The organism is Bacillus sp. PK3_68 (assembly GCF_003600835.1).
GTDB lineage: Bacteria > Bacillota > Bacilli > Bacillales > Domibacillaceae > Pseudobacillus.
Window position 1 is genome coordinate 2,637,661 of the sequence record NZ_NQYC01000001.1, and the last position, 20,423, is coordinate 2,658,083.

The window sequence follows — 20,423 nt, forward strand, 5'->3', positions numbered from 1 at the left end:
TTCCCATTGAAAAAAGGATATCAAAAATCCTCATTTACTTATGATACGGTTCTCCATATCGGAGCTAACGACGAAATTCTAGCATACGTATCCTAACTAAATATTTATTATGTCTTCCTATCTTAGATAGTTATACCCGCTGATTGATTCAGCCGTGTTGAGGTCAGGTCATCATCTTTCAGTCCGCGTTGGGGATATGATCACTTAATTGCCTTGCTAACTTTAAGCTTCTTGCCTTTGATAGTTGTTTCTTCCATAGCTTGTAAGACTAATGATCCTTTCCCATTAAGAATATCAACATAGGATAAATTATCCTGAATGGTAATAATACCAATATCATCTGCTGTTACTCCAGGAATTTTCGCAATCGTTCCAACAAAGTCTACAGCTCGAAGCTTCTTCTTTTTCCCGCCGTTGAAATGGAGTTTCATGATATCCTTGTTTATTCGGGCAGTTTTATTGTTTTTCACGACCCGGCGACCACTGATTTTTTCCTCAAAAGCGTTTTTTCCTCCGGCTACCTCCTGCCGCGTCGGTGCTTCCCTTACAGGTATTTCAAAGCCAATGTATTTTTCAATTGCTTTAAGAAATTTGTCTTCATAAGGAGTTGCAAACATAATTGCTTTTCCTTTATTACCAGCACGCCCGGTTCTGCCTGTTCGGTGAACATAGCTCTCTTTTTCCATCGGAACGTCATAATTGATCACAAGTGTTACATTATCAACATCGATTCCTCTAGCCGCCACATCGGTCGCCACGAGATAACGAAAATTCCCCATTTTGAAGCCATCCATAACCGCAAATCGATCTTTCTGTTCTAGTCCTCCGTGGAGTTTTTCACAAGAATAGTTGAATTCTTCCAATTCGGCAAACACTGTGTCGACATGTTCTTTAGTTCTGCAGAAGATAATACAGCTATCCGGGTTTTCGACAACTGTAACGTTTTTAAGCAATGAAATCTTTTCTTCTTCTTTCACTTCAATTACACTATGTTCAATCGTACTCGTAGTAATCCCCGTAGAAGCAATCTGAATATTAATAGGAGTTTTCATATATTTATGGCAGAGATTTTCAACATCTTTAGGCAATGTAGCGGAAAATACCATCGTTACTCTATTTAAAGGGAGTTTTTTTATTATAGCTTCTACTTCGTCGATAAAACCCATGTTAAGCATTTCATCAGCTTCATCTATAATAAGGTAGTTTATTCGGTCTAAAGTTAATGTTTCTCTCTCAATATGATCCATCACACGCCCAGGTGTGCCGACGACTATATGGGTTTTTTGTTTTAACTCTTCTTTTTGTTTTGTAAAAGGTTCTTTGCCGTAAACCGCCATGGCTTTAATTCTTTTAAATCTACCGATATTTGTTAAATCCTCTCGAACTTGAACGGCAAGCTCCCGAGTTGGCGTAAGAATTAATGCCTGGGGCTTTTTTTCCTCCCATTCAATCATCTCGCAAACAGGAATACCAAAGGATGCCGTCTTGCCACTGCCCGTTTGAGATTTCACTACAAGATCCTGATTTTCCAATGCTCTTGGTATGACTTCGCTTTGAACCTCTGTGGGCGTTTCATATTTTAACACAGCAAGAGCTCTTTTTATTTCATCGCCTAAACTATAATCATTGAAACTTCTTTTGCTCATGTATTTAACCTCGTTTTTTATATTATTTGACTTATTTATAAAATTCCTCAAAAAGAAATATCATATGCAAAATCTGACTAGTTCATTATACTTGAAATGCCAGGCATACATACGGTTAAGATTCCTAAAATAATATATAAACGCAAAAAACTGCCGTGCCAATTTATAATTTATACTGATACCCTCTTATAAAACTATAAATTAGATCATTCAAATTACGTGGCTCCTTTCAGAAATAACCTTTTTCTTTTAATGACACATAACAATTATCATCCAATGCAATAGGATCGAGCACATCTACTCCGATAATGTTACCAGCTTAGACTAATCGCTCTGTTACTTGGATATCCTCTGGTCTGGAGTAAGTTCTCTTGATGGCACAAATGATTGATGCGGCGCTACTCAAAACAGCTGTTTTCATGATTTCAGATGAACTTACTATATATGCGTTAATACTGCCTACATGAGCTGAACTGATATTCGTTAGTTGATTTTCATGTCAAGACACAACACGGCAGTCAAAAATTAATTTAACCGAACAAACATTACAAAACCTAAAAGATCAAAAAATCTTTCATGCACTAAATGTTTATCTAGCAAGAACAGCACCTTTTCGAAGTGTCCTGAAAAGGTGCTGTTCTATTTTTTCAAAAACCTCATTTACTTATGATACGGTTCCCTTGATGTATCTAAGTGAGGTTTTTCATTATAAGATACTTTATATTTTATTTACAAGTAAAGGGATTCTTCGAACAAAACAGCATCCATGTTAAAAAAAGATATGGCTTACCATAGATGAGTGGAAAAAGTTCCTTGAGCTCATTTATGAACAAGTTTCTAAAACTTTTTAAAAAGATGTCACATCTATTTACCCTTTGTCGTCTTGAGTTATGAAATAACTTTTAGGAGGTTATCTTATGACCCAAAAATGGGATATTGTTATAGTTGGTGGTGGATTAGCAGGTTATGTTGCAGCTAATTATTTAACTAAAGCCAATTTATCTATATTACTAGTAGAAAAAGGAAAAAATATTGGCGGCAGGGCTAGAACAAACAAGGTGAATCAACAGTATTTGAATCTAGGCCCGCATGCTCTTTATAAAAAAGGAAAAGCCAAGTCTATTCTCAAAGAATTAGGTATTAGTCTTAGTGGAAAATCACCCAAATTAGGCGGAATATTAATTGAAAACAATATCGAATATGCTGCCCCATTTTCTCCTTTGGAACTATTTACAACAATCCTTTTGAATGGGAAAGAACGTATGGAATGGATCGCGGTTTTGTTGAAAGTAATGAGTATAAATCCTGAAAATTTAGCAGAGCAAACATTCCAACAATGGGTTATGCACGTAGGCAACTCTGAAAAAGTTAGATCATTACTATATATACTTGGCAGACTTGCAACATATTGTCATGCTCCTGAAATGGTGAGCGCCAAAGTAATAGTATCGAATATGAAGAATGCTATGGGAGGCGTCCTTTATCTAGATGGCGGCTGGCAAACGATCATTGACCAACTTCACAATAAAGCAATCATCTTAGGTGTTCAGGTCCAATCACATACTCTTGTTAAACAAATTGATCCCGCCCAACAGGATCAATTTAAACTAACTCTGTCTAACGACGAAGAAATTCACGCGAAGTATGTAATTTGTACAACTGGCCCTCATGAACTTAATGAAATGTTAAACGAAAAGGTTAATCCTTATCAAAACAGCTTTTTTACCCAGATAACAGCTGTAAGAGGGGCAACGTTAGATCTGGCTTTAACACAGCTTCCTAACCCAAGGCGATTATTCGCCATGGGTATCACAGATCCCCTTTATTATTCGGTACATTCAAATTATGCTCGCCTTTCTGATGACACAAAAAGTACAGTTCTTCATGTATTTAAATATCATCACCCAGATGATCAAATTGATAGAACAAGTATTAAATACGAGCTTGAACAATTCTTAGATAGACTACAGCCAGGTTGGCAGAAATATGTGATTACAAGACGATTTATTCCTAACATTACGGTGAACCAGCGCTTACCCCAAATAGGAGATGAGCACAAGCTACAGCGTTCTAAAACAGAAATTCCGGGATTATATATAGCAGGAGACTGGGCTTCCCCTAACTCCATTTTGGCAGATGGAGCAGTCAGCAGTGGAAAACAAGCAGCTGAAGAAATCATTTTAAACGAGAAGGAGAAAAATAGTGCAAATTACCAAAGAAGATTACCAACTTTTTAAACCATTGTTGTTTTCAATAGGTTATCGGATGTTAGGTTCAGTAGTGGAAGCAGAAGATATTGTCCAAGAAACTTTTCTAAGAGCTTACCAAGTAAGTGAGGAAAACATAAAGATTAAGAAAGCATATCTCTGTAAAATAATGACGAACCTCTGTCTTGATGTATTAAAGTCTGCACGGTACAGACGAGAACATTATGTGGGACCATGGAATCCCGAGCCATTATTAATAGAAAGATTACAGGCCTTTGATCCACCCGAAATGCTTATACAAAAAGAAGGATTAAGTATTGCCTATTTACGAATAATGGAGCATCTGGCACCAGATGAACGAGCAATCCTCCTTTTAAGAGAGGTATTTGATTTCCCTTACCCAGAGATTGCTAACATCATTGAAAAGAAAGAAGAAAATTGCAGAAAAATTTTTAGCAGGGCTAAACAAAAGATCTCACGTGTGGAAGGTGAAAGCTTAAACTATGAGAAGAATAAGTTAATGATTAATCGCTTTATAGAAGCATTTGAAATGCAAAATAAGGATGCCTTATTAGAACTTATATCTGAAAATGTCACACTATTTTCTGATGGCGGCGGAAAAGCCACGGCTGCTGTACGTCCAATCGTATCTTTCTCCAACGTTTTAGCCTTATTGTACGGAGTCATAAAAAAGGCCCCTGAAGACTTTTATATTGAAGTTAAAAACGTCAATTGTCAACCAGCAGTCGTGATATACATGAATGGTAAGATTCAAAGTATCCTTAGCTTTTATATTAGTAATGAAAAAATAGTGGAAATGTATATAACAATGAACCCAGATAAATTACCTATTCATTAAAAGCTATAGAGATAGAGGGAGAAGAGATCATGCTTGGCAGCAGGTTTTTATCGGGATTCAATAGAATAAATCTGATCTACAAGTTAAGGGTTTCCAATTGCTGAAACCTTATATCTAATTATTCAAAATAAAACTGTCCCTAAAAGGCAATTAATGAGACCCTTTAGGGACAACTGCTTTTCTTCCTTCTCTAGTAGAAGAACCTCATTTACTTATGGTACGGTTCCCCCGATTAATCCGAAAGCTCCGGTAAATCTGCTCCACTAAAATCAGCCTCATAAGCTGATGAGGGAACGTCATTTTCGAGAAGGACAGTGTATCGTTCGCCCGGTTCATCACATCTTTGTGAAGGCCGAGGGAGCCACCGATGATAAAGGCAATTTTACTTTTGCCGTATGTCGCAAGTTGGTCGAGATTTTTGGCGAGTTCCTCGGATGTTTTCATTTTACCTTCAATAGCCAGCGCAATGACATGGGTGTCTGGGCTGATTTTGGCAAGAATTCGTTCACTTTCCTTTTGTTTGACTTGCTCCATTTCTGTTATACTTAGTTCTTCGGGTGCTTTTTCGTCTGCAACTTCAATGATTTCGATTTTAGCGTAAGCAGAAAGACGTTTAATATATTCGGCGATTCCTTGCTTTAAATATTTTTCCTTCAGCTTCCCAACAGTTACGATTGTAATATTCACAGCATTTCCTCACTTTACAAACAGGTTGTCCACAAAACTATCCACATATCCACAAATCTGAATATTCCCCTTTATTTCAGACTGAAAATTTAGTCAAATTTTCTTTTTTATGCAAAATGACGACTTATAGCAAAAAAAATCGAACCACCTTGCATCAAATGGCCTAAAAAAAGAGTGAACCTGTGTATAAGTCGCCTTTTTTGACTTATCCACAGGTTATTTTTCTATTTTTCCGAAAAGTTATACACATACTCACAATAACTATCCACATCTTGTAGGGGAATATTAGTTTGCTACTACATATTCTGCCTCGTTTTGACAATATTCACACGAGCGCTTTTCGCCTTCTAGCTTTTCAATTTTCGGAGCCGTTTCATATTCATCTACGATAATATCCAGTGCTAGCTCTGTATGTTCTTGACAGCAATAAATCATTCTATCCGCTCCTTTGCTTGTATAGTTTACCATGAAAAAGCGCAGAAAAGCATTGGGCTTTTCTGCGTCTTCTACTTACATAGACCCCTCAGTAGTGAGTGTCGTTGTCTCTTGGTGCAGTTTTCCATCTCGATAAAAATGCACGACCATTTTGTCGCCGACCTTTTTCTTTGTATACATATACTTACGAAGCTCTAAAATATCATGTACCTTTTGATCGTCGAGCTGCACAATAACGTCAAATTCCTGCAGTCCAGCTTTTGCAGCCGGTGTATTTGGATACACCTGCTCGACCATTGCCCCATCTGTAATATTTTTTGGGAGCTTCAATGTTTCCTGCTGATGATATGCTGGTACTTCATTTACATTTCTGAGCGTTACGCCCATCGCCGGACGAACCATTTTTCCTTGCGTTTCTAAACTATTGATAATTGGTTTAGCAAAATTAATGGGGATCGATAATCCAATTCCTTCTACCGACTGCTCGGCAATTTTCATAGAGTTAATGCCGACAACCTGTCCGGCAATATTCACAAGGGCCCCTCCGCTGTTACCCGGATTGATGGCCGCATCTGTCTGGAGTACTTCCGCCTGCCAATCAACTTGCCCATCATTATTAATATCAACTGGGATGGCACGCTCCAGCCCTGAGATGACTCCCTGTGTCACTGATCCGGAAAATTCCAGACCGAGCGGATTTCCGATAGCAATAACTGGTTCTCCAATTTTCAATGCGTCTGAGTCACCAAATTCCGCTACTTTCTTTACACTTCTTGCGTCAATTTCAATAACGGCTAAGTCACTCCAAATATCTGTTCCACGAAGTTTTGCAGGGACTTTCGTTCCGTCTGCCAATGTAACTTCAAGCTGCTGTGCACCTTGGACAACGTGATTATTCGTGACTATGTAGGCTTTGTCACCGGCTTTTTTATAGATAACACCAGAACCTGTCCCGGCCGGCTGGTTAGATTCACCTTCCCAGAAGCTACCGGATTGAATATTTGTAATTCCGACGACTGCATCCTGTGCTTTATCAACGGCTTTCGTCACATCTGTGGTGACGTTAAGCGAAACATTTTGGCCTTTTGGCTGCTCCTTATTCGGTTCAATTTGAACGTTTTCACTTTGTTGTTCGTTTGGTAATACATCATAATCGGCCAGCTTAGGAAGCGCTAAAATTACAAGCAGTGCCCCTATAATAATTCCGGCCAAGCTGGCTAGGAAGTAGCCGCTCTTTCTAGGGCCTCGCTGATATCGACCATCAGCTCTGCCATCATCATAATAGCCCAAACACCTCACCCTTTCCAATACATACTCTCAGTTATTTTCCCCATGTAGCACAAATTATAACGTTCCCGTTGAAAAATTCAACAAAAATGCAATACAAAGAGGCCTGTCTGACAAATCTTCAGGCAGGCCTCTTTCATTAAAGCTCTGTTAATACAGTTGGCACTTTCGGATCGGTGTGTAAGAGCTCAAATTGCTCTCCGACCGGCATATCCTTCATTTCAAGCGTTTGTGTCACACTCATTTTTGCTAAATCTTTCATATTATTATCCTGGCTCAAATGGGCGAGATAAATACGCTTTGTCCGGTCCCCGATTACATCGCTCATAGCAACGGCAGCATCTTCATTAGATACATGGCCAAAGTCGCCTAAAATGCGGCGCTTAATATTCCACGGATACCGACCTACACGCAGCATTTGAACGTCGTGATTGCTTTCAAATACGTAGGCATCCGCATTGTTAATCACGCCTTTCATCCGATCGCTGACATAGCCTGTATCTGTAATTAATGCCAGCTTCCTGCCTTCATGGTGGAAAACATAAAACATTGGTTCGGCTGCATCATGAGACACACCGAATGACTCAATATCCAAATTCCCAAAGCTTTGCACCGTTTCCATATCAAATGTAAATTTCTGTTCCGTATCAATATTTCCCGTCAGCTTGTCCATTGCCTGCCACGTCTTTTCATTTGCATAAATCGGCAGTTTATACTTTCTAGCTAGCACACCTAGCCCTTTAATATGGTCACTATGTTCATGTGTTACGAGAATGCCCGTCAAGTTTTTAATTTCGCGGTCAATGGATGCAAACAGCCCTTCCATTTGTTTGCCGCTTAATCCGGCATCTACTAAAAACGCCTGATCTTCCGTTTCCACGTAGAAAGCATTTCCTGTACTACCGCTTGCCAGAACGCTAAAACGCAAAGTCATGTTGCTTCACTCCATCTATCATCAGCTGTTTTCCTCATTCTTATAGATCGATCCGTCAAAAGCATTTACAAACATTTTTTCTGTTTTTTCGCCGTTTTTAATTTTAAAGTACCAAGTAGGTGTCAATACTTGTAGTTCCGTCAAATGTACAAAAGTGTAATAACCGAGCTCTACATCAGAAATTTTGCTGTTAGGCTTAATTAAACCATTTTTATAAAGCGTTTGAATGGCCTGGTGGGCAGATATAATACTCTCCTCTTGACCATTCTCTTTCAGGTCCTCCAACATGGTCTGCTTATAGCCGATAATTTCGTTATTGCTGTTCAACTGAACTTCAAGCCTGCCATTTTTAATTTCAAACAGCTTCTTATCCTTATAGTGCTGATAAAAAATAGCCGTATTTTTTTCGCTATCAAGCTCCCAGTATTGATATTGATCACCGAAAATAACCTCTGTTTCAACAAATGCTTTAAGGTCTTCCAGCTTCTTCTCACCCAGCTTGATTGGCTTTTGCAGATGGCTTTCTAAAACAGTTTGATTGTCCGGAAACTTAACCGTCTGGTTCTGCAAGAGACTGACCTCTTTTTTGGTAAAGCTTTTTGTTTTTGCCGTGAGAATCGTTTCTTCGCTTACTTCTTCGGGTAATTTTCCATATTCAATATTGTAAGATTTTAATTTATCTTCAATTGAAGCTTCCTTAATAAATTCAAATTGGCTGGCACTATGCTTATTAAGAAACACGGCTAGAAGGAAGATGTCCAAAATGAGGAAAACAGTAATGAAGATTGTTTTTGTTTTACTCCAATCCATGGACTTTTCCCTCCGTCTTCTCAGTGAATGAAAGATGCTTCCAGCGCCCTCCATACTTATAAAACCAGGAAGGCTCAAGAACGAGTATTTTGGATGATTCCGGATCTGGAAGCAGCTGGTATCCTACCGCCATATCTTCTAGCAATGCGGGTTTAAAGTGCTCCAATTTTTTTACTTGTTTTAATGCAGATGCGCTGTCCGGCAGTGTAACCTCTTCTCCTTCGGATGGCAAGGAGATATCAAGCGTAAAATAAGGACGGGTATACTTATAAATTTTGTCTTGTCCCCATACTTGTACGATTTCTGCCATGTCTTGATCTGCTGACATGCTTTGGCCGTCAAACACCGGTAATCCATTTTTAAACAAACGGTAACCAATTTCAGAAGACCCTGGAGTCGCCTTGAACAGTCGATATTGATCCGTCCATCCGCTATGCTCATTAATAAATTTAATACTTTTATCTAATAGGTCATGCAAACTTCCTGGATTATTAATTTCAGACTCTTTGGCTGGATTGACATAGAAAATCATCCTCTTAAGGTAATCAACCTTCATTAATGTAGAGCCGTCTGTGTATTCTTCACCATTAGTTTTTAAGCCTTTTTTTACTAAACTCGGATCACTAAACAGCAAATCCTTAAAGTCCTCTATATCAATTTCATCCGGCAAGTATTTATAACTGGATAGCACCGGCTGCTTTTCTGGAAGGAACAATTGTTCATTTGTGGCAAGCGGATAATGAACATATGGCTCCCACTTTTCCGCATCCTTAATAAATTGCTTTTTAAATGCTGAAAGGTTTGTTGAGGAGGCTTCACTTCGAAAAACAAGACGCTCCTTTGTCGATACGAAATAGACAGTTGCCTGCTTCTCTCTCGTATTTATATTAGTGATAATAATTCGGTCAAACACCGCATTCGGTACAGAGTCATCTTCAAATGTCGTAATGGTGCTCATTGTGTAAAAAGGAATAAAAGCAGGAAACAAGAGTTCCAGGCGATTTTCGCCATGGAGTAACTCACCAAATTCCTTTTCTGTTATTCTGCTTGATACATCTACGGTGTTTGTAAATGTCCATGTTTGTATTTCTTTCATGATTTCATCTACTTCTATATCTCTTGTAGAACCATAATGCTCATCATCCTTATGAAACAGCACGGTAGACGGCTTAACTAAGTGAGAAGCTTCTTTTGTCTCACTGATTGAAGATACTTCATGAATATTATCTCTTTTGATAGTGTCGTAATTTGGTTGGTAACTCCATATACTCAAAGTCAGGATAATGCTGATTGCCACAAGCAGCGCTAACCCGATTGATTTTATTTTTTCATAGTTCATGACCAATCATCCTCTTGAGACAGTTCGTATGGAAGCGTAAAGAAAATCGTTGTTCCCTTGCCTTCAGCACTCGTTGCCCAAATGTGGCCTTCATGGGCAGTAATGATTTCTTTCGCAATTGCTAATCCGAGGCCAGTTCCGCCCATTTTACGGGAACGTGCCCGATCAACACGGTAAAAGCGCTCAAAAATCCTCTCAAGATTTTTCTTCGGTATCCCCATTCCCTGATCGCGGATGCTAATTTCAATCTGATCGCTTTTTTCTTCAACTTTAAAAGTAATCTGTCCGCCTTCAGGTGAATACTTTAATGCGTTAGAAATAATGTTATCAATTACCTGTGTTAATTTATCGGTATCAATTTCGACATAAATGGGATAGCGAGGCAATTTGCGTTTAAAGGTAACATCCTGCGACTTCGTCATCTCAAACCGGTCAATAATCCGGTTAAAGAACTCTGTGAAGTCCACGTCCTTTTTCGTTAGCTGATAATCGCGGCTGTCGAATTTCGATAGCTGCAACAGATCATTAACGAGACGAATCATCCGCTCTGTTTCAGTCTGGGTGACCTCAAGAAAATGAGGAGCAATATCCGCATCCTGCCATGCTCCATCCGCCAGAGCTTCTAAATAACTTCTCATCGTTGTAAGCGGTGTTCTTAATTCATGAGATACGTTGGCAACAAACTCACGGCGATCCATCTCAATTTTTTCCTGTTCGGTTATGTCATGAAGAACCGCAATCAAACCATTGACAAATCCGGTATCTTTTTGAATAACGGAAAAATTGGCACGCAAAACATACGGCTGGTCATCGTTGCTGTAATCTAAAATGACTGAATCTTGCTCGTTAAGTAAATCATCAAACGTATATTCCTTTTCAAGGCCGAGCAAATTAGTGATCGTCTGTGAAATAACTGTTTCACGTGAAACATTTAACAGCTTTGCAGCCGGCTCGTTAATTAAAATAACTCTTCCTTTTCGATCGGTAGCAATAACCCCATCAGTCATATAAGAAAGCACTGAAGACAGCTTTCTTCTTTCTCCTTCAGTCGTCGCCTGTGCTTCCTGTAGACGCTTCGTTAAATTATTAAATGTAATCGCCAGTTCACCAATTTCATCCTGTCCATATACTTTTACCTTGCGGGAAAAGTTCCCCTTTCCGAGTGCCACAGCCTGACGGCGCATGTCACTGATCGGACGGGTAATTGTCCGTGCCAGCAAAATTCCAAGAATAGCTGTTAATCCTAAGGCAAGAGCAGTAGCTGAAAATAAGATTTCATTAATGTCTTCCAACTGGCCAAACACGGTTTCCACTTTGCCAATTAAATAGACGGCTCCAATAACTTCTCGATTGGAAATGATCGGAGAGGTATAGACCCAAATCCGTTTATTCGATTGCTGGTCAATATACATTTTATCTTCTTCAGCGCCGAGAGAAAGCGTCCGCTTCACAGAAATGTCAGTAATTCTCTGGCCAATGATCCCCTGCCTATTGGAATCAGAAGTGCCGATAATACGGCTACGGTGGTCAATAACACGGACTTCTGATACGTCTGGTCCTGCAAAATCATCCAGTATTCTCCGGATATCCTGCTCAAGAGTCGGGGTTTCTTCTGTCCGTTCCTTCAGCATTTCTTCCCTTAAATTATATTCAAGAAGATTGACTCGTTCTTGAAGGGAGGTTTTAAAATTTGTAAGAAGCTTTTCTTCGAGTTCTCTTACAAAATACACTCCGATAATTTGCATAGCAAACAAAATAAGCAATACATAAATTAATACAAACTTCAGTTGTATCGACTGAAAAAAGCCAACTCGTTTCATGTACGTTACTCCTGTTCAGGATTGCGCAAGTAATAGCCTACTCCTCGCCTTGTCACAATCCATGAAGGATGACTTGGATTATCTTCAATTTTTTCACGGAGACGGCGAACGGTTACGTCGACTGTACGGACATCTCCATAGTAGTCGTAACCCCATACTGTTTGCAGCAAATGCTCTCTTGTCATTACTTGTCCAATATGCTTTGCTAAATAATGAAGCAATTCAAATTCCCGGTGCGTCAATTCAATCGTTTCACCGCGTTTAGAAACAACGTAAGCATCCGGATGGATCGTCAGGGTTCCCACTGAAATCTCATTCGTGTCTTCTTCTTCTTCCGATTGTGGTGGTGCCGCCTGGTGTCGACGCAAGTTAGCTTTCACACGGGCGATCAATTCCCTGGTGCTGAATGGCTTTGTTACATAGTCATCTGCACCTAGCTCAAGGCCAAGCACTTTGTCAATTTCCGAATCTTTCGCTGTCAGCATGACAATCGGCATCTCGTGTTTTTTTCGCACTTCCCGGCACACTTCCATGCCATCCCGTCCCGGAAGCATAATATCAAGCAATATTAAATCAGGCTGCAGTTCCTCCACCATTTCTACCGCTTGATCGCCATCATAAGCACAGTGGACATCATAGCCTTCTTTTTTAAGATTAAACTGCAGAATATCTGCAATCGGCCTCTCATCATCGACAACTAATATTTTCTTTTGCATGTTCTTCTCCTCACTTCTTCATTCTAAAAACATTCAATTTAAGAAAAGATGATTCTACTATTTTAACATATTTCCTATAGAAAGCTGTTTGTTCTATCCGTTTAAGAAAAAAATGGTAAATACTACTGCAAACAGGCCGTTGTGAAAACAAACGACCCGGTATCTTTACACTATTAAAATGGCTCCTCAATAACTTTATCATGAAAAGCTTTGGTTTTCATCTTTTTCAGGCAACTGGATTTTTTTTCTTTACAATAAAAAAAGCACCGCGAGAGTTATCATCGTCGCAATGCTTCTTTGATGGCTCAGGACGGAATCGAACCGCCGACACATGGATTTTCAGTCCATTGCTCTACCGACTGAGCTACTGAGCCATAATAAAATATTTCACATACTCCTATTCATTTGTCCATCCATCCGCTTTCAACAAGTAAAAGCAAGCGGCAAACTCAAGGGTTTGCTAAAGCATCGCTTCGGAGTTTACTCCATCGTGCTTTACGATTGAGCCCTAATAAAAAATGATGCGGCCAACATTGAAGTCGATTCAGGAAGTTTTGGCCGTCATCTGGGAAAATAGGATTCATTAAATTAAACGGTTATTAAAATGGCGGTCCGGACGGGACTCGAACCCGCGACCTCCTGCGTGACAGGCAGGCATTCTAACCAACTGAACTACCGGACCACTTTAAAGAATAATGGGTTGTCTAGCTACAGGCGCTAGTGGCGTACATTCATTCACTCTTTCTTGAGAGAGTTCTCATCGAAAGCTCTAATGCATTAACGCACTGAACGAGCGCCTTTCGCTTTTCTCCAAATGACCCCTACGGGATTCGAACCCGTGTTACCGCCGTGAAAGGGCGGTGTCTTAACCGCTTGACCAAGGGGCCACTTTACATAAAAATGGTGAGCCATGAAGGACTCGAACCTTCGACCCTCTGATTAAAAGTCAGATGCTCTACCAACTGAGCTAATGGCTCGCAGTTATGCTTGTTCTTAACAACGTTGTTAATATTATCACATAGTTAAATAGCTGACAACAGGTTTTTGAAAAAAATTGTCGAAAAAAATAAAGTGATTTGAAAACAATTAAAAAACCTAATAAACAATCATTTAAATGAGCAAGAGAAGCCTAAGACCTGTTTTTTTGTTAAAATAAGTAAAAAAATCCCTTCAATTATCTTGCAAAAAAATCCGTTTTCTCTCTTGAGAAAACGGATTTTTTGTACGCTTACTTTCTTTATCTAAAGAAGTATATGTCGAAAATAAGCGATTTTAAGGTTTTTAAATTCAGAAATGGACAGCTATTTTCTTCTTATGCCCATACACTGCGAATAACATTTGTCTGGTTGCGATCCGGACCTACTGAGAATGTAGACAATGGAATACCGGTAAGCTGAGATACACGCTCTAAATAATGGCGTGCATTGTCAGGAAGTTCACTCAACGCTCTGCAGCCAGTAATATCTTCCGTCCAGCCTGGAAGCTCCTCATAGATTGGTGTGCATTTAGATAAAATGTTCAAGTTTGCTGGATACTCTTCAATCACTTTATCTTCGTAACGGTAAGCAACACAGATTTTTAATGTTTCAATACCTGTTAATACATCAATGGAATTAAGAGAAAGATCTGTCAAACCACTGACGCGGCGGGCATGACGCACAACTACGCTGTCAAACCAGCCAACACGGCGTGGACGGCCTGTCGTTGTTCCATATTCGCGGCCTACTTCACGGATCTGATGACCAATTTCATCATGAAGCTCCGTTGGAAATGGGCCATCTCCTACACGGCTTGTGTAAGCTTTCGCTACTCCTACCACATGATTAATTTTGGTTGGGCCGACACCGGAACCAATAGTTACACCGCCCGCAACTGGGTTAGAAGAGGTAACAAATGGATATGTACCTTGGTCAATGTCCAGCATAACGCCTTGAGCGCCTTCAAATAATACACGGCGTCCGTCATCTAAAGCATCGTTTAAGACAACTGATGTATCGCATACATATTGTTTGATTTGCTGGCCGTATTCATAATATTCATCAAGAATATCTGCCATTTTGAACCCTTCCGTTTCATAGAAACGCTCAAGCAAGCGATTTTTCTCTTCTAAGTTGCGAGTTAATTTTTCCTCAAACGCCTGGCGGTCTAATAGATCCGCTATACGGATGCCTACCCGAGCCGCTTTGTCCATATAAGCAGGGCCAATGCCTTTTTTAGTCGTGCCGATTTTGTTATCACCTTTGCGTGCTTCTTCCACTTCATCAATTTTTAAGTGGTAAGGAAGGATCACATGTGCACGGTTGCTGATACGCAAATTATCTGTAGAGACATTATGGTCATGCAAGTACTTTAATTCCTGAATTAATGCTTTCGGATCAACGACCATACCATTGCCGATTACACAAATTTTATCGCTATAGAAGATACCAGATGGAATCAAATGAAGCTTATACGTAACATTATTGAATTTAATTGTATGTCCTGCATTGTTACCGCCTTGGTAACGAGCTACTACTTCTGCATTTTCTGAAAGGAAATCAGTAATCTTTCCTTTTCCTTCATCGCCCCACTGTGTTCCAACAACTACTACTGACGACATAATAAGCACCTCCGAAGGGTCCATTAGTTTGTTAATTTTTTATACCAGATTTATTTTAACAGGTTAAAACTAAAGAAGTCAATCGAAGAACACGAACGTTTTCTTAGACAAAAATCAATTTGTTCGTAAAAAAGAGAACCGGCAGTCGGTGCTGCCAGTTCCTCCTTTCGTTACCCTGTTTCATCAAAACGCCGTTCCAGGTTGACGAACTTGTTATACTCTTTAACAAAAGCGAGCTGAACAGTGCCAACTGGGCCATTCCGCTGCTTTGCTATAATGATTTCGATAATATTTTTGTTTTCCGATTCTTTATCATAATAATCATCTCGATACAAGAAAGCAACAATATCTGCATCTTGCTCAATAGATCCCGATTCACGGATATCAGACATCATCGGACGCTTATCCTGACGCTGCTCCACGCCACGAGAAAGCTGGGAAAGAGCAATGACCGGAACTTCTAGTTCACGGGCAAGCGCCTTGAGGGAGCGCGAGATCTCTGAGACCTCCTGCTGGCGGTTCTCACCTGAACGACCGCTGCCCTGAATAAGCTGCAAGTAATCTATTAAAATCATACCCAGGCCATGCTCCTGCTTTAAACGACGGCATTTTGAACGGATTTCTCCAATGCGCACGCCCGGTGTATCATCAATATAAATTCCTGAATTCGACAAACTTCCCATCGCCATTGTCAGCTTGCGCCAATCTTCATCTGTCAAGGAACCTGTACGCAAGTTTTGAGCGTTAATGTTGCCTTCTGCACAGAGCATCCGCATAACAAGCTGCTCCGCTCCCATCTCCAAACTGAAAATCGCCACGTTTTCATCTGTCTTTGTAGCAACGTTTTGGGCAATATTTAACGCAAACGCCGTTTTACCGACGGAAGGACGCGCTGCTACAATAATCAGGTCATTGCGCTGAAAACCGGCAGTCATGTGATCAAGTTCAGCAAATCCAGTCGGGATTCCAGTCACATCCCCCTTCCGGTTATGAAGCATTTCAATATTATCATACGTACGCACGAGTACATCTTTTATATTATGAAAAGCGCTTGTATTTTTTCGCTGAGCCACTTCCATGATGCTTTTTTCTGCTTCATTTAATAAAGCATCTACTTCATCTTCACGGTTATAGCCTTCTTGAGCAATTGTTGTGGCCGTACGAATCAACCGTCGTAAAAGCGACTTTTCTTCGACGATGCGGGCATAATATTCAATATTGGCTGCCGTTGGCACCGATTCAGCCAGCTCCGTTAAATAGGTTACACCGCCAACATCTTCCAAGTCTTTGGCTGCAGCCAGCTCTTCTGTCACGGTAACAACGTCGACTGCTTTTCCATGATCATTAAGCTTGAGCATCGTATTATATATTTTTTGGTGAGCAGTCCGGTAGTAGTCTTCTGGAATGAGAATCTCAGAAGCTACTGTTAAAGCTGCAGGCTCCAAAAAAATAGCACCAAGTACCGCTTGCTCCGCTTCAATGCTTTGCGGCGGGATCCGGTCGGTTAACAACTCACTCATCACTTAAACCTCCTTGCAGGAAGCGTTGTTTCTTTCTTCGCTAACTGTCTATTTGTCAAAAAAAGTGACCAGAAAGATCCGATCACATGTTTTCAACCTTATTATTTTAGCATGAAATGATTTATTTTTCTTCAGTAACATGAACTTTTAATGTGGCAGATACTTCATTATGAAGTTTAACCGGCACATTTGTATAGCCAAGCGCCCGAATTCCTTCAGGTAGATCCATTTTACGCTTATCAATTTTTATATTGTGTGTCTTTTTCAGTTCTTCTGCAATTTGCTTTGTTGTAACAGAACCGAACAGCCGGCCGCCTTCGCCAGACTTTGCTTTAATTTCTACTGTTAATTCTTCCATTACCGCTTTTAATTTCTTCGCTTCTTCCAACTCTTGCTGAGCAATCTCCACTTCTTTTTTCTTCTGGGCTTCCAGCGTCTTTTTGTTCCCTGCCGTCGCTTCCACTGCCAATCCGTTTTTAATTAAAAAATTATGGGCATATCCATCCGCCACATTTTTTACTTCGCCCTTTTTTCCTTTTCCTTTTACGTCTTGTAAGAAGATTACTTTCATTCTTCGTTGCCTCCTTCATATAAATCAGTTATAACCTGCTGAAGCATTTCTTCCGCTTCTTCAACAGTCACATCTTTTAATTGAGTGGCCGCATTCGATAAATGGCCGCCACCTCGTAACTGTTCCATAATTACCTGCACATTTACTTCTCCAAGTGAACGAGCACTGATTCCTACTGTATCCGGCTCTCTCCTGGCGACAACAAACGAAGCTTGCACTCCATCCATCGCAAGCAATGTATCGGCTGCCTGAGCAATTAAAACAGAGTCGTATACTTGAGCTTGATCTCCTTTGGCAATCGCGATGCCATCCTTATAGAAATAGACGGTCTCAATAATTTGTGAACGTTGAATATACGTATCAATATCTTCCTTCAGGAACTTTTGGACAAGCACTGTGTCCGCACCTCGGGCGCGCAAATAAGACGCAGCATCAAAAGTTCTTGAACCGGTGCGCAACGAAAAGCTTTTCGTATCTACAATAATACCGGCTAATAGTGCAGTTGCTTCGAGCATCGAGAGCTTGCTGACCTTCGGCTGATACTCAAGCAATTCCGTAATAAGCTCTGCAGTGGAAGATGCGTACGGCTCCATGTAAACGAGCAGCGGATTCTTCACAAACTCTTCTCCACGGCGGTGATGGTCAATAACGACTACTTTGTCCACTTTTTGAAGCAGCTTCTCCTCAATGACCATGGATGGTTTATGAGTATCGACTACGACAAGGAGAGTATTTTCCGTCGCTAGATCGAATGCTTCTTCTGGAGCAATAATGCGCGAGTAAAGATCCGGGTTCTTTTTTGTTTCTGCCATTAACCGCTTGACAGCCGTGTCCATCTCAGAAAAATCAAGGACAATATATCCTTCGCGATCGTTCATTTCTGCTACACGCCGAATTCCCATGGAAGCGCCCAGCGCATCCATGTCTGGATATTTATGGCCCATGACAATCACTTTGTCGCTCTCCATTACGAGCTCACGCAGAGCATGAGAAATGACTCGTGCTCTGACACGTGTTCTTTTTTCCATTGGATTGGTCTTGCCCCCATAGAACTTTACCTTGCCATTGAGTTGCTTCAAAGCAGCCTGATCTCCACCGCGACCAAGAGCAAGATCCAGACTAGATTGAGCAAGGGTTCCCAGTTCAGGCAGAGACAGCTCTCCGTGACCGACACCAATGCTTAACGTCAATGACGCAGCCTGCTTCGCTGTGCGTTCTCTTACTTCATCTAAAATCGAAAACTTTGTTTCTTCGAGCTTCCGCAGTATTTTTTCATTGAGTACAGCAAAAAAGCGCTCTGAAGAAATCCGTTTTAAGAAAATCCCGTGCTCTAAGGCCCAATCATTTAAAATAGAGGTTACCATACTATTTAAGCTGCTTCTTGTCTGATCATCCATTCCCTGTGTTAAATCGTCATAGTTATCTAAATAAATAATTGATAAAACGGTTTGCTCCTCCAAAAACCTTCTTGCGGTTTCCTCTTGCTCAGTTACATCGAACAAGTAGAGAAGCTTTTCTTTCGGCTTGATGATCACGTCAAACTTCCGATCGTGCAGCTCTATCACATCGCCCTTTTCGTTTTTAATAATGGTAATGAGAGAATCGGCAAGCTCATGCAACGATTTCCCTACCAATGCTTCTTCCTTAAAGTAAGAAGAGAAAAAGGTGTTAGCCCACTCTATGTAGTAATCATCATTATACAGAAGGATTCCAATCGGCATCTCCATGAGTGCCTCTTCCCCTACACGCTTTAATCGGTAAGAGAGAGTCGTAACATGGCGCTCAACCTCTCCGTGTATACTATCCTCCGCTTTGATCAGCAGAAAAAGCAGCCCCCCGCTTATAATAAACCCCGCGAGTGCTACCGGCCAATTATAAGTAGCAAGTACGGCAAAAACAATAATTAAAACTGCCAGTAAACCATATAACGGAAATTGTATTTTCCGCCTGCTATAATAAGAAAGCATCATTTCAGCTCCTAGAAATAAAAGTAGCCTAAACAAATTATCTTTTCCGTTGAAGGCGTTGCCGCAAGTCGAATCCTAAGTCAATTATACCTAATAATCTCACAATATAAAGGAGCGGAAGGAAGAGAATTGAAAAAACTGTTAGCAAAATTGGAAGAATCTTCGGCCATTTTTTCAAATGAGCTATAAAGTAAAGAAATGATAATCCTTGAAGCAGCAAACAAAATTGCAGCATAAACATAATATTTATGTAGGAAAAGTACCACATGCTTCCCTTCTCTGGTACTGCAACCAAGCTCATCACCAACAAGATAATATAGTACCATAAAATACTTTTCGGCACGTGCCATTCTCTGAAAGGCTTAAACTTCGGCACATCCACACCCATTTTCTTGGCAATTGGAAAGTTAATAGCCATGAGAATTAATATGGAACCTAGCGAGAAAAGCACAAGCAAACTCGGCATCAGTGCGGTCAAGTAATCAAATACTTCTTGGGCCTGCTCGATTGCCGCTTCCGGGAGAGGATTTCCCATGCTTTCCATTAACTTGGCAGAATCCTCATAGGATTGTTTGAATGACGCGCTTATATCAACCGCTTGATCTCCTGCCACACCCATAATCGTTACATATAAAACAACTATATTCAGCAAAAAAATTAAACTTCCTGCCATAAATATAGAAAATTTGTCCCGATTTTTTTGAATCATATTTCCCATAATTGTTCCTGTCATAATAAACAACAATGCAAATGGCACTGCTGGCAGACCGCCGAGTAGCAAAGAAATAATCAAACAGATGGCGGCAAAGCTTATAGCCGTTCGTGCTGGATACTTAGCACTGTACGCTAAAAAAGGAAGAAGAAGAAAAAGACTGGCTATCATCCCCAAACCTGGAATATACAGCGTTAGTGTGAATAAAACGGCAAAAATAATGGCCCTTTTTACTCCTTCGGTTATCATTTTTTTATTGTCCACTCAAACACCTCATTAACAATCTCTTTGCTGTCATCGAGTAACTTTCCTCT

Annotated in this window: 15 protein-coding genes, 4 tRNA genes and 2 pseudogenes; 2 read left to right on the forward strand and 19 right to left on the reverse strand. The window is 40.3% G+C overall.

The annotated features are described in order from the left end of the window. Positions 1-200: 200 nt before the first annotated feature. Positions 201-1,646 carry a DEAD/DEAH box helicase gene (locus CJ483_RS13335; RefSeq protein ID WP_120035726.1) on the reverse strand — a complete coding sequence of 482 codons (1,446 nt, stop codon included), beginning with the start codon at positions 1,644-1,646 and terminating at the stop codon, positions 201-203. A 319-nt stretch (positions 1,647-1,965) separates the two neighbouring features. Further along, positions 1,966-2,130 (reverse strand): annotated as a pseudogene (locus tag CJ483_RS25795) (JAB domain-containing protein); the annotation flags it as partial. 433 nt (positions 2,131-2,563) lie between these two features. Between CJ483_RS25795 and CJ483_RS13345 the strand changes: the two are divergent. Both CJ483_RS13345 and CJ483_RS13350 read left to right on the forward strand, forming a co-directional pair. Further along, complete coding sequence (locus tag CJ483_RS13345; protein WP_120035730.1) at positions 2,564-3,883, forward strand: phytoene desaturase family protein; 1,320 nt, start codon at positions 2,564-2,566, stop codon at positions 3,881-3,883. Next, complete coding sequence (locus CJ483_RS13350; RefSeq protein WP_120035732.1) at positions 3,849-4,712, forward strand: RNA polymerase sigma-70 factor; 864 nt, start codon at positions 3,849-3,851, stop codon at positions 4,710-4,712. The genes CJ483_RS13345 and CJ483_RS13350 overlap by 35 nt, the downstream gene beginning before the upstream one ends. Positions 4,713-4,920: 208 nt before the next feature. Here the strand turns inward: CJ483_RS13350 and rlmH are convergent. The 17 genes and pseudogenes from rlmH to CJ483_RS13435 form a co-directional block, all read right to left on the reverse strand. Then, positions 4,921-5,399, reverse strand: a pseudogene (gene rlmH / locus CJ483_RS13355) (23S rRNA (pseudouridine(1915)-N(3))-methyltransferase RlmH). Between the two features lie 285 nt (positions 5,400-5,684). Then, positions 5,685-5,834, reverse strand: coding sequence for a CxxH/CxxC protein (locus CJ483_RS13360; protein WP_120035734.1), 150 nt, complete (start codon positions 5,832-5,834; stop codon positions 5,685-5,687). A 75-nt stretch (positions 5,835-5,909) separates the two neighbouring features. Then, positions 5,910-7,124: a S1C family serine protease gene (locus tag CJ483_RS13365; RefSeq protein ID WP_120035736.1), complete on the reverse strand. Its 1,215-nt coding sequence runs from the start codon at positions 7,122-7,124 to the stop codon at positions 5,910-5,912. A gap of 136 nt (positions 7,125-7,260) precedes the next feature. Continuing rightward, the gene (locus tag CJ483_RS13370) at positions 7,261-8,055 is read right to left on the reverse strand and encodes an MBL fold metallo-hydrolase (protein ID WP_120035738.1); all 795 of its coding nucleotides are present in this window, start codon (positions 8,053-8,055) and stop codon (positions 7,261-7,263) included. Positions 8,056-8,076: 21 nt separating this feature from the next. Beyond that, complete coding sequence (locus CJ483_RS13375; RefSeq protein WP_182917052.1) at positions 8,077-8,865, reverse strand: two-component system regulatory protein YycI; 789 nt, start codon at positions 8,863-8,865, stop codon at positions 8,077-8,079. Then, positions 8,852-10,204, reverse strand: a complete 1,353-nt coding sequence (locus CJ483_RS13380; protein WP_120035742.1) for a YycH family regulatory protein — start codon at positions 10,202-10,204, stop codon at positions 8,852-8,854. The genes CJ483_RS13375 and CJ483_RS13380 overlap by 14 nt, the downstream gene beginning before the upstream one ends. After that, positions 10,201-12,024: a cell wall metabolism sensor histidine kinase WalK gene (walK, locus tag CJ483_RS13385; protein WP_120035744.1), complete on the reverse strand. Its 1,824-nt coding sequence runs from the start codon at positions 12,022-12,024 to the stop codon at positions 10,201-10,203. Before walK ends, CJ483_RS13380 begins: the two co-directional genes overlap by 4 nt. 5 nt (positions 12,025-12,029) lie before the next feature. Then, the gene (gene yycF / locus CJ483_RS13390; RefSeq protein ID WP_120035746.1) at positions 12,030-12,740 is read right to left on the reverse strand and encodes a response regulator YycF; all 711 of its coding nucleotides are present in this window, start codon (positions 12,738-12,740) and stop codon (positions 12,030-12,032) included. 301 nt (positions 12,741-13,041) lie between these two features. Continuing rightward, positions 13,042-13,114 (reverse strand) — tRNA-Phe (locus CJ483_RS13395). Between the two features lie 231 nt (positions 13,115-13,345). Further along, positions 13,346-13,422, reverse strand: a tRNA-Asp gene (locus CJ483_RS13400). Positions 13,423-13,555: 133 nt separating this feature from the next. Beyond that, positions 13,556-13,627 (reverse strand) — tRNA-Glu (locus CJ483_RS13405). 14 nt (positions 13,628-13,641) lie between these two features. Beyond that, a tRNA-Lys gene (locus tag CJ483_RS13410) sits at positions 13,642-13,717 on the reverse strand. A gap of 335 nt (positions 13,718-14,052) precedes the next feature. Next, entirely contained in the window at positions 14,053-15,339 is a 1,287-nt protein-coding gene (locus tag CJ483_RS13415) for an adenylosuccinate synthase (RefSeq protein ID WP_120035747.1), read from the reverse strand. A gap of 170 nt (positions 15,340-15,509) precedes the next feature. After that, positions 15,510-16,859, reverse strand: coding sequence for a replicative DNA helicase (gene dnaB, locus CJ483_RS13420; RefSeq protein WP_120035748.1), 1,350 nt, complete (start codon positions 16,857-16,859; stop codon positions 15,510-15,512). A gap of 121 nt (positions 16,860-16,980) precedes the next feature. After that, positions 16,981-17,430: a 50S ribosomal protein L9 gene (rplI, locus tag CJ483_RS13425; protein WP_120035750.1), complete on the reverse strand. Its 450-nt coding sequence runs from the start codon at positions 17,428-17,430 to the stop codon at positions 16,981-16,983. After that, positions 17,427-19,397 carry a DHH family phosphoesterase gene (locus CJ483_RS13430; RefSeq protein ID WP_120035752.1) on the reverse strand — a complete coding sequence of 657 codons (1,971 nt, stop codon included), beginning with the start codon at positions 19,395-19,397 and terminating at the stop codon, positions 17,427-17,429. The genes rplI and CJ483_RS13430 overlap by 4 nt, the downstream gene beginning before the upstream one ends. Positions 19,398-19,434: 37 nt before the next feature. Beyond that, positions 19,435-20,373, reverse strand: a complete 939-nt coding sequence (locus tag CJ483_RS13435) for a YybS family protein (protein ID WP_120035753.1) — start codon at positions 20,371-20,373, stop codon at positions 19,435-19,437. Between the last annotated feature and the right edge of the window lie 50 nt (positions 20,374-20,423).

Coding starts and splice junctions, on each gene's coding strand:
- CJ483_RS13335 (WP_120035726.1), bottom strand. CDS start 1,646: ATGAGCAAAAGAAGTTTCAATGATTATAGTTTAGGCGATGAAATAAAA.
- CJ483_RS13345 (WP_120035730.1), top strand. CDS start 2,564: ATGACCCAAAAATGGGATATTGTTATAGTTGGTGGTGGATTAGCAGGT.
- CJ483_RS13360 (WP_120035734.1), bottom strand. CDS start 5,834: ATGATTTATTGCTGTCAAGAACATACAGAGCTAGCACTGGATATTATC.
- CJ483_RS13370 (WP_120035738.1), bottom strand. CDS start 8,055: ATGACTTTGCGTTTTAGCGTTCTGGCAAGCGGTAGTACAGGAAATGCT.
- CJ483_RS13375 (WP_182917052.1), bottom strand. CDS start 8,865: ATGGATTGGAGTAAAACAAAAACAATCTTCATTACTGTTTTCCTCATT.
- CJ483_RS13380 (WP_120035742.1), bottom strand. CDS start 10,204: ATGAACTATGAAAAAATAAAATCAATCGGGTTAGCGCTGCTTGTGGCA.
- walK (WP_120035744.1), bottom strand. CDS start 12,024: ATGAAACGAGTTGGCTTTTTTCAGTCGATACAACTGAAGTTTGTATTA.
- yycF (WP_120035746.1), bottom strand. CDS start 12,740: ATGCAAAAGAAAATATTAGTTGTCGATGATGAGAGGCCGATTGCAGAT.
- CJ483_RS13415 (WP_120035747.1), bottom strand. CDS start 15,339: ATGTCGTCAGTAGTAGTTGTTGGAACACAGTGGGGCGATGAAGGAAAA.
- dnaB (WP_120035748.1), bottom strand. CDS start 16,859: ATGAGTGAGTTGTTAACCGACCGGATCCCGCCGCAAAGCATTGAAGCG.
- rplI (WP_120035750.1), bottom strand. CDS start 17,430: ATGAAAGTAATCTTCTTACAAGACGTAAAAGGAAAAGGAAAAAAGGGC.
- CJ483_RS13430 (WP_120035752.1), bottom strand. CDS start 19,397: ATGCTTTCTTATTATAGCAGGCGGAAAATACAATTTCCGTTATATGGT.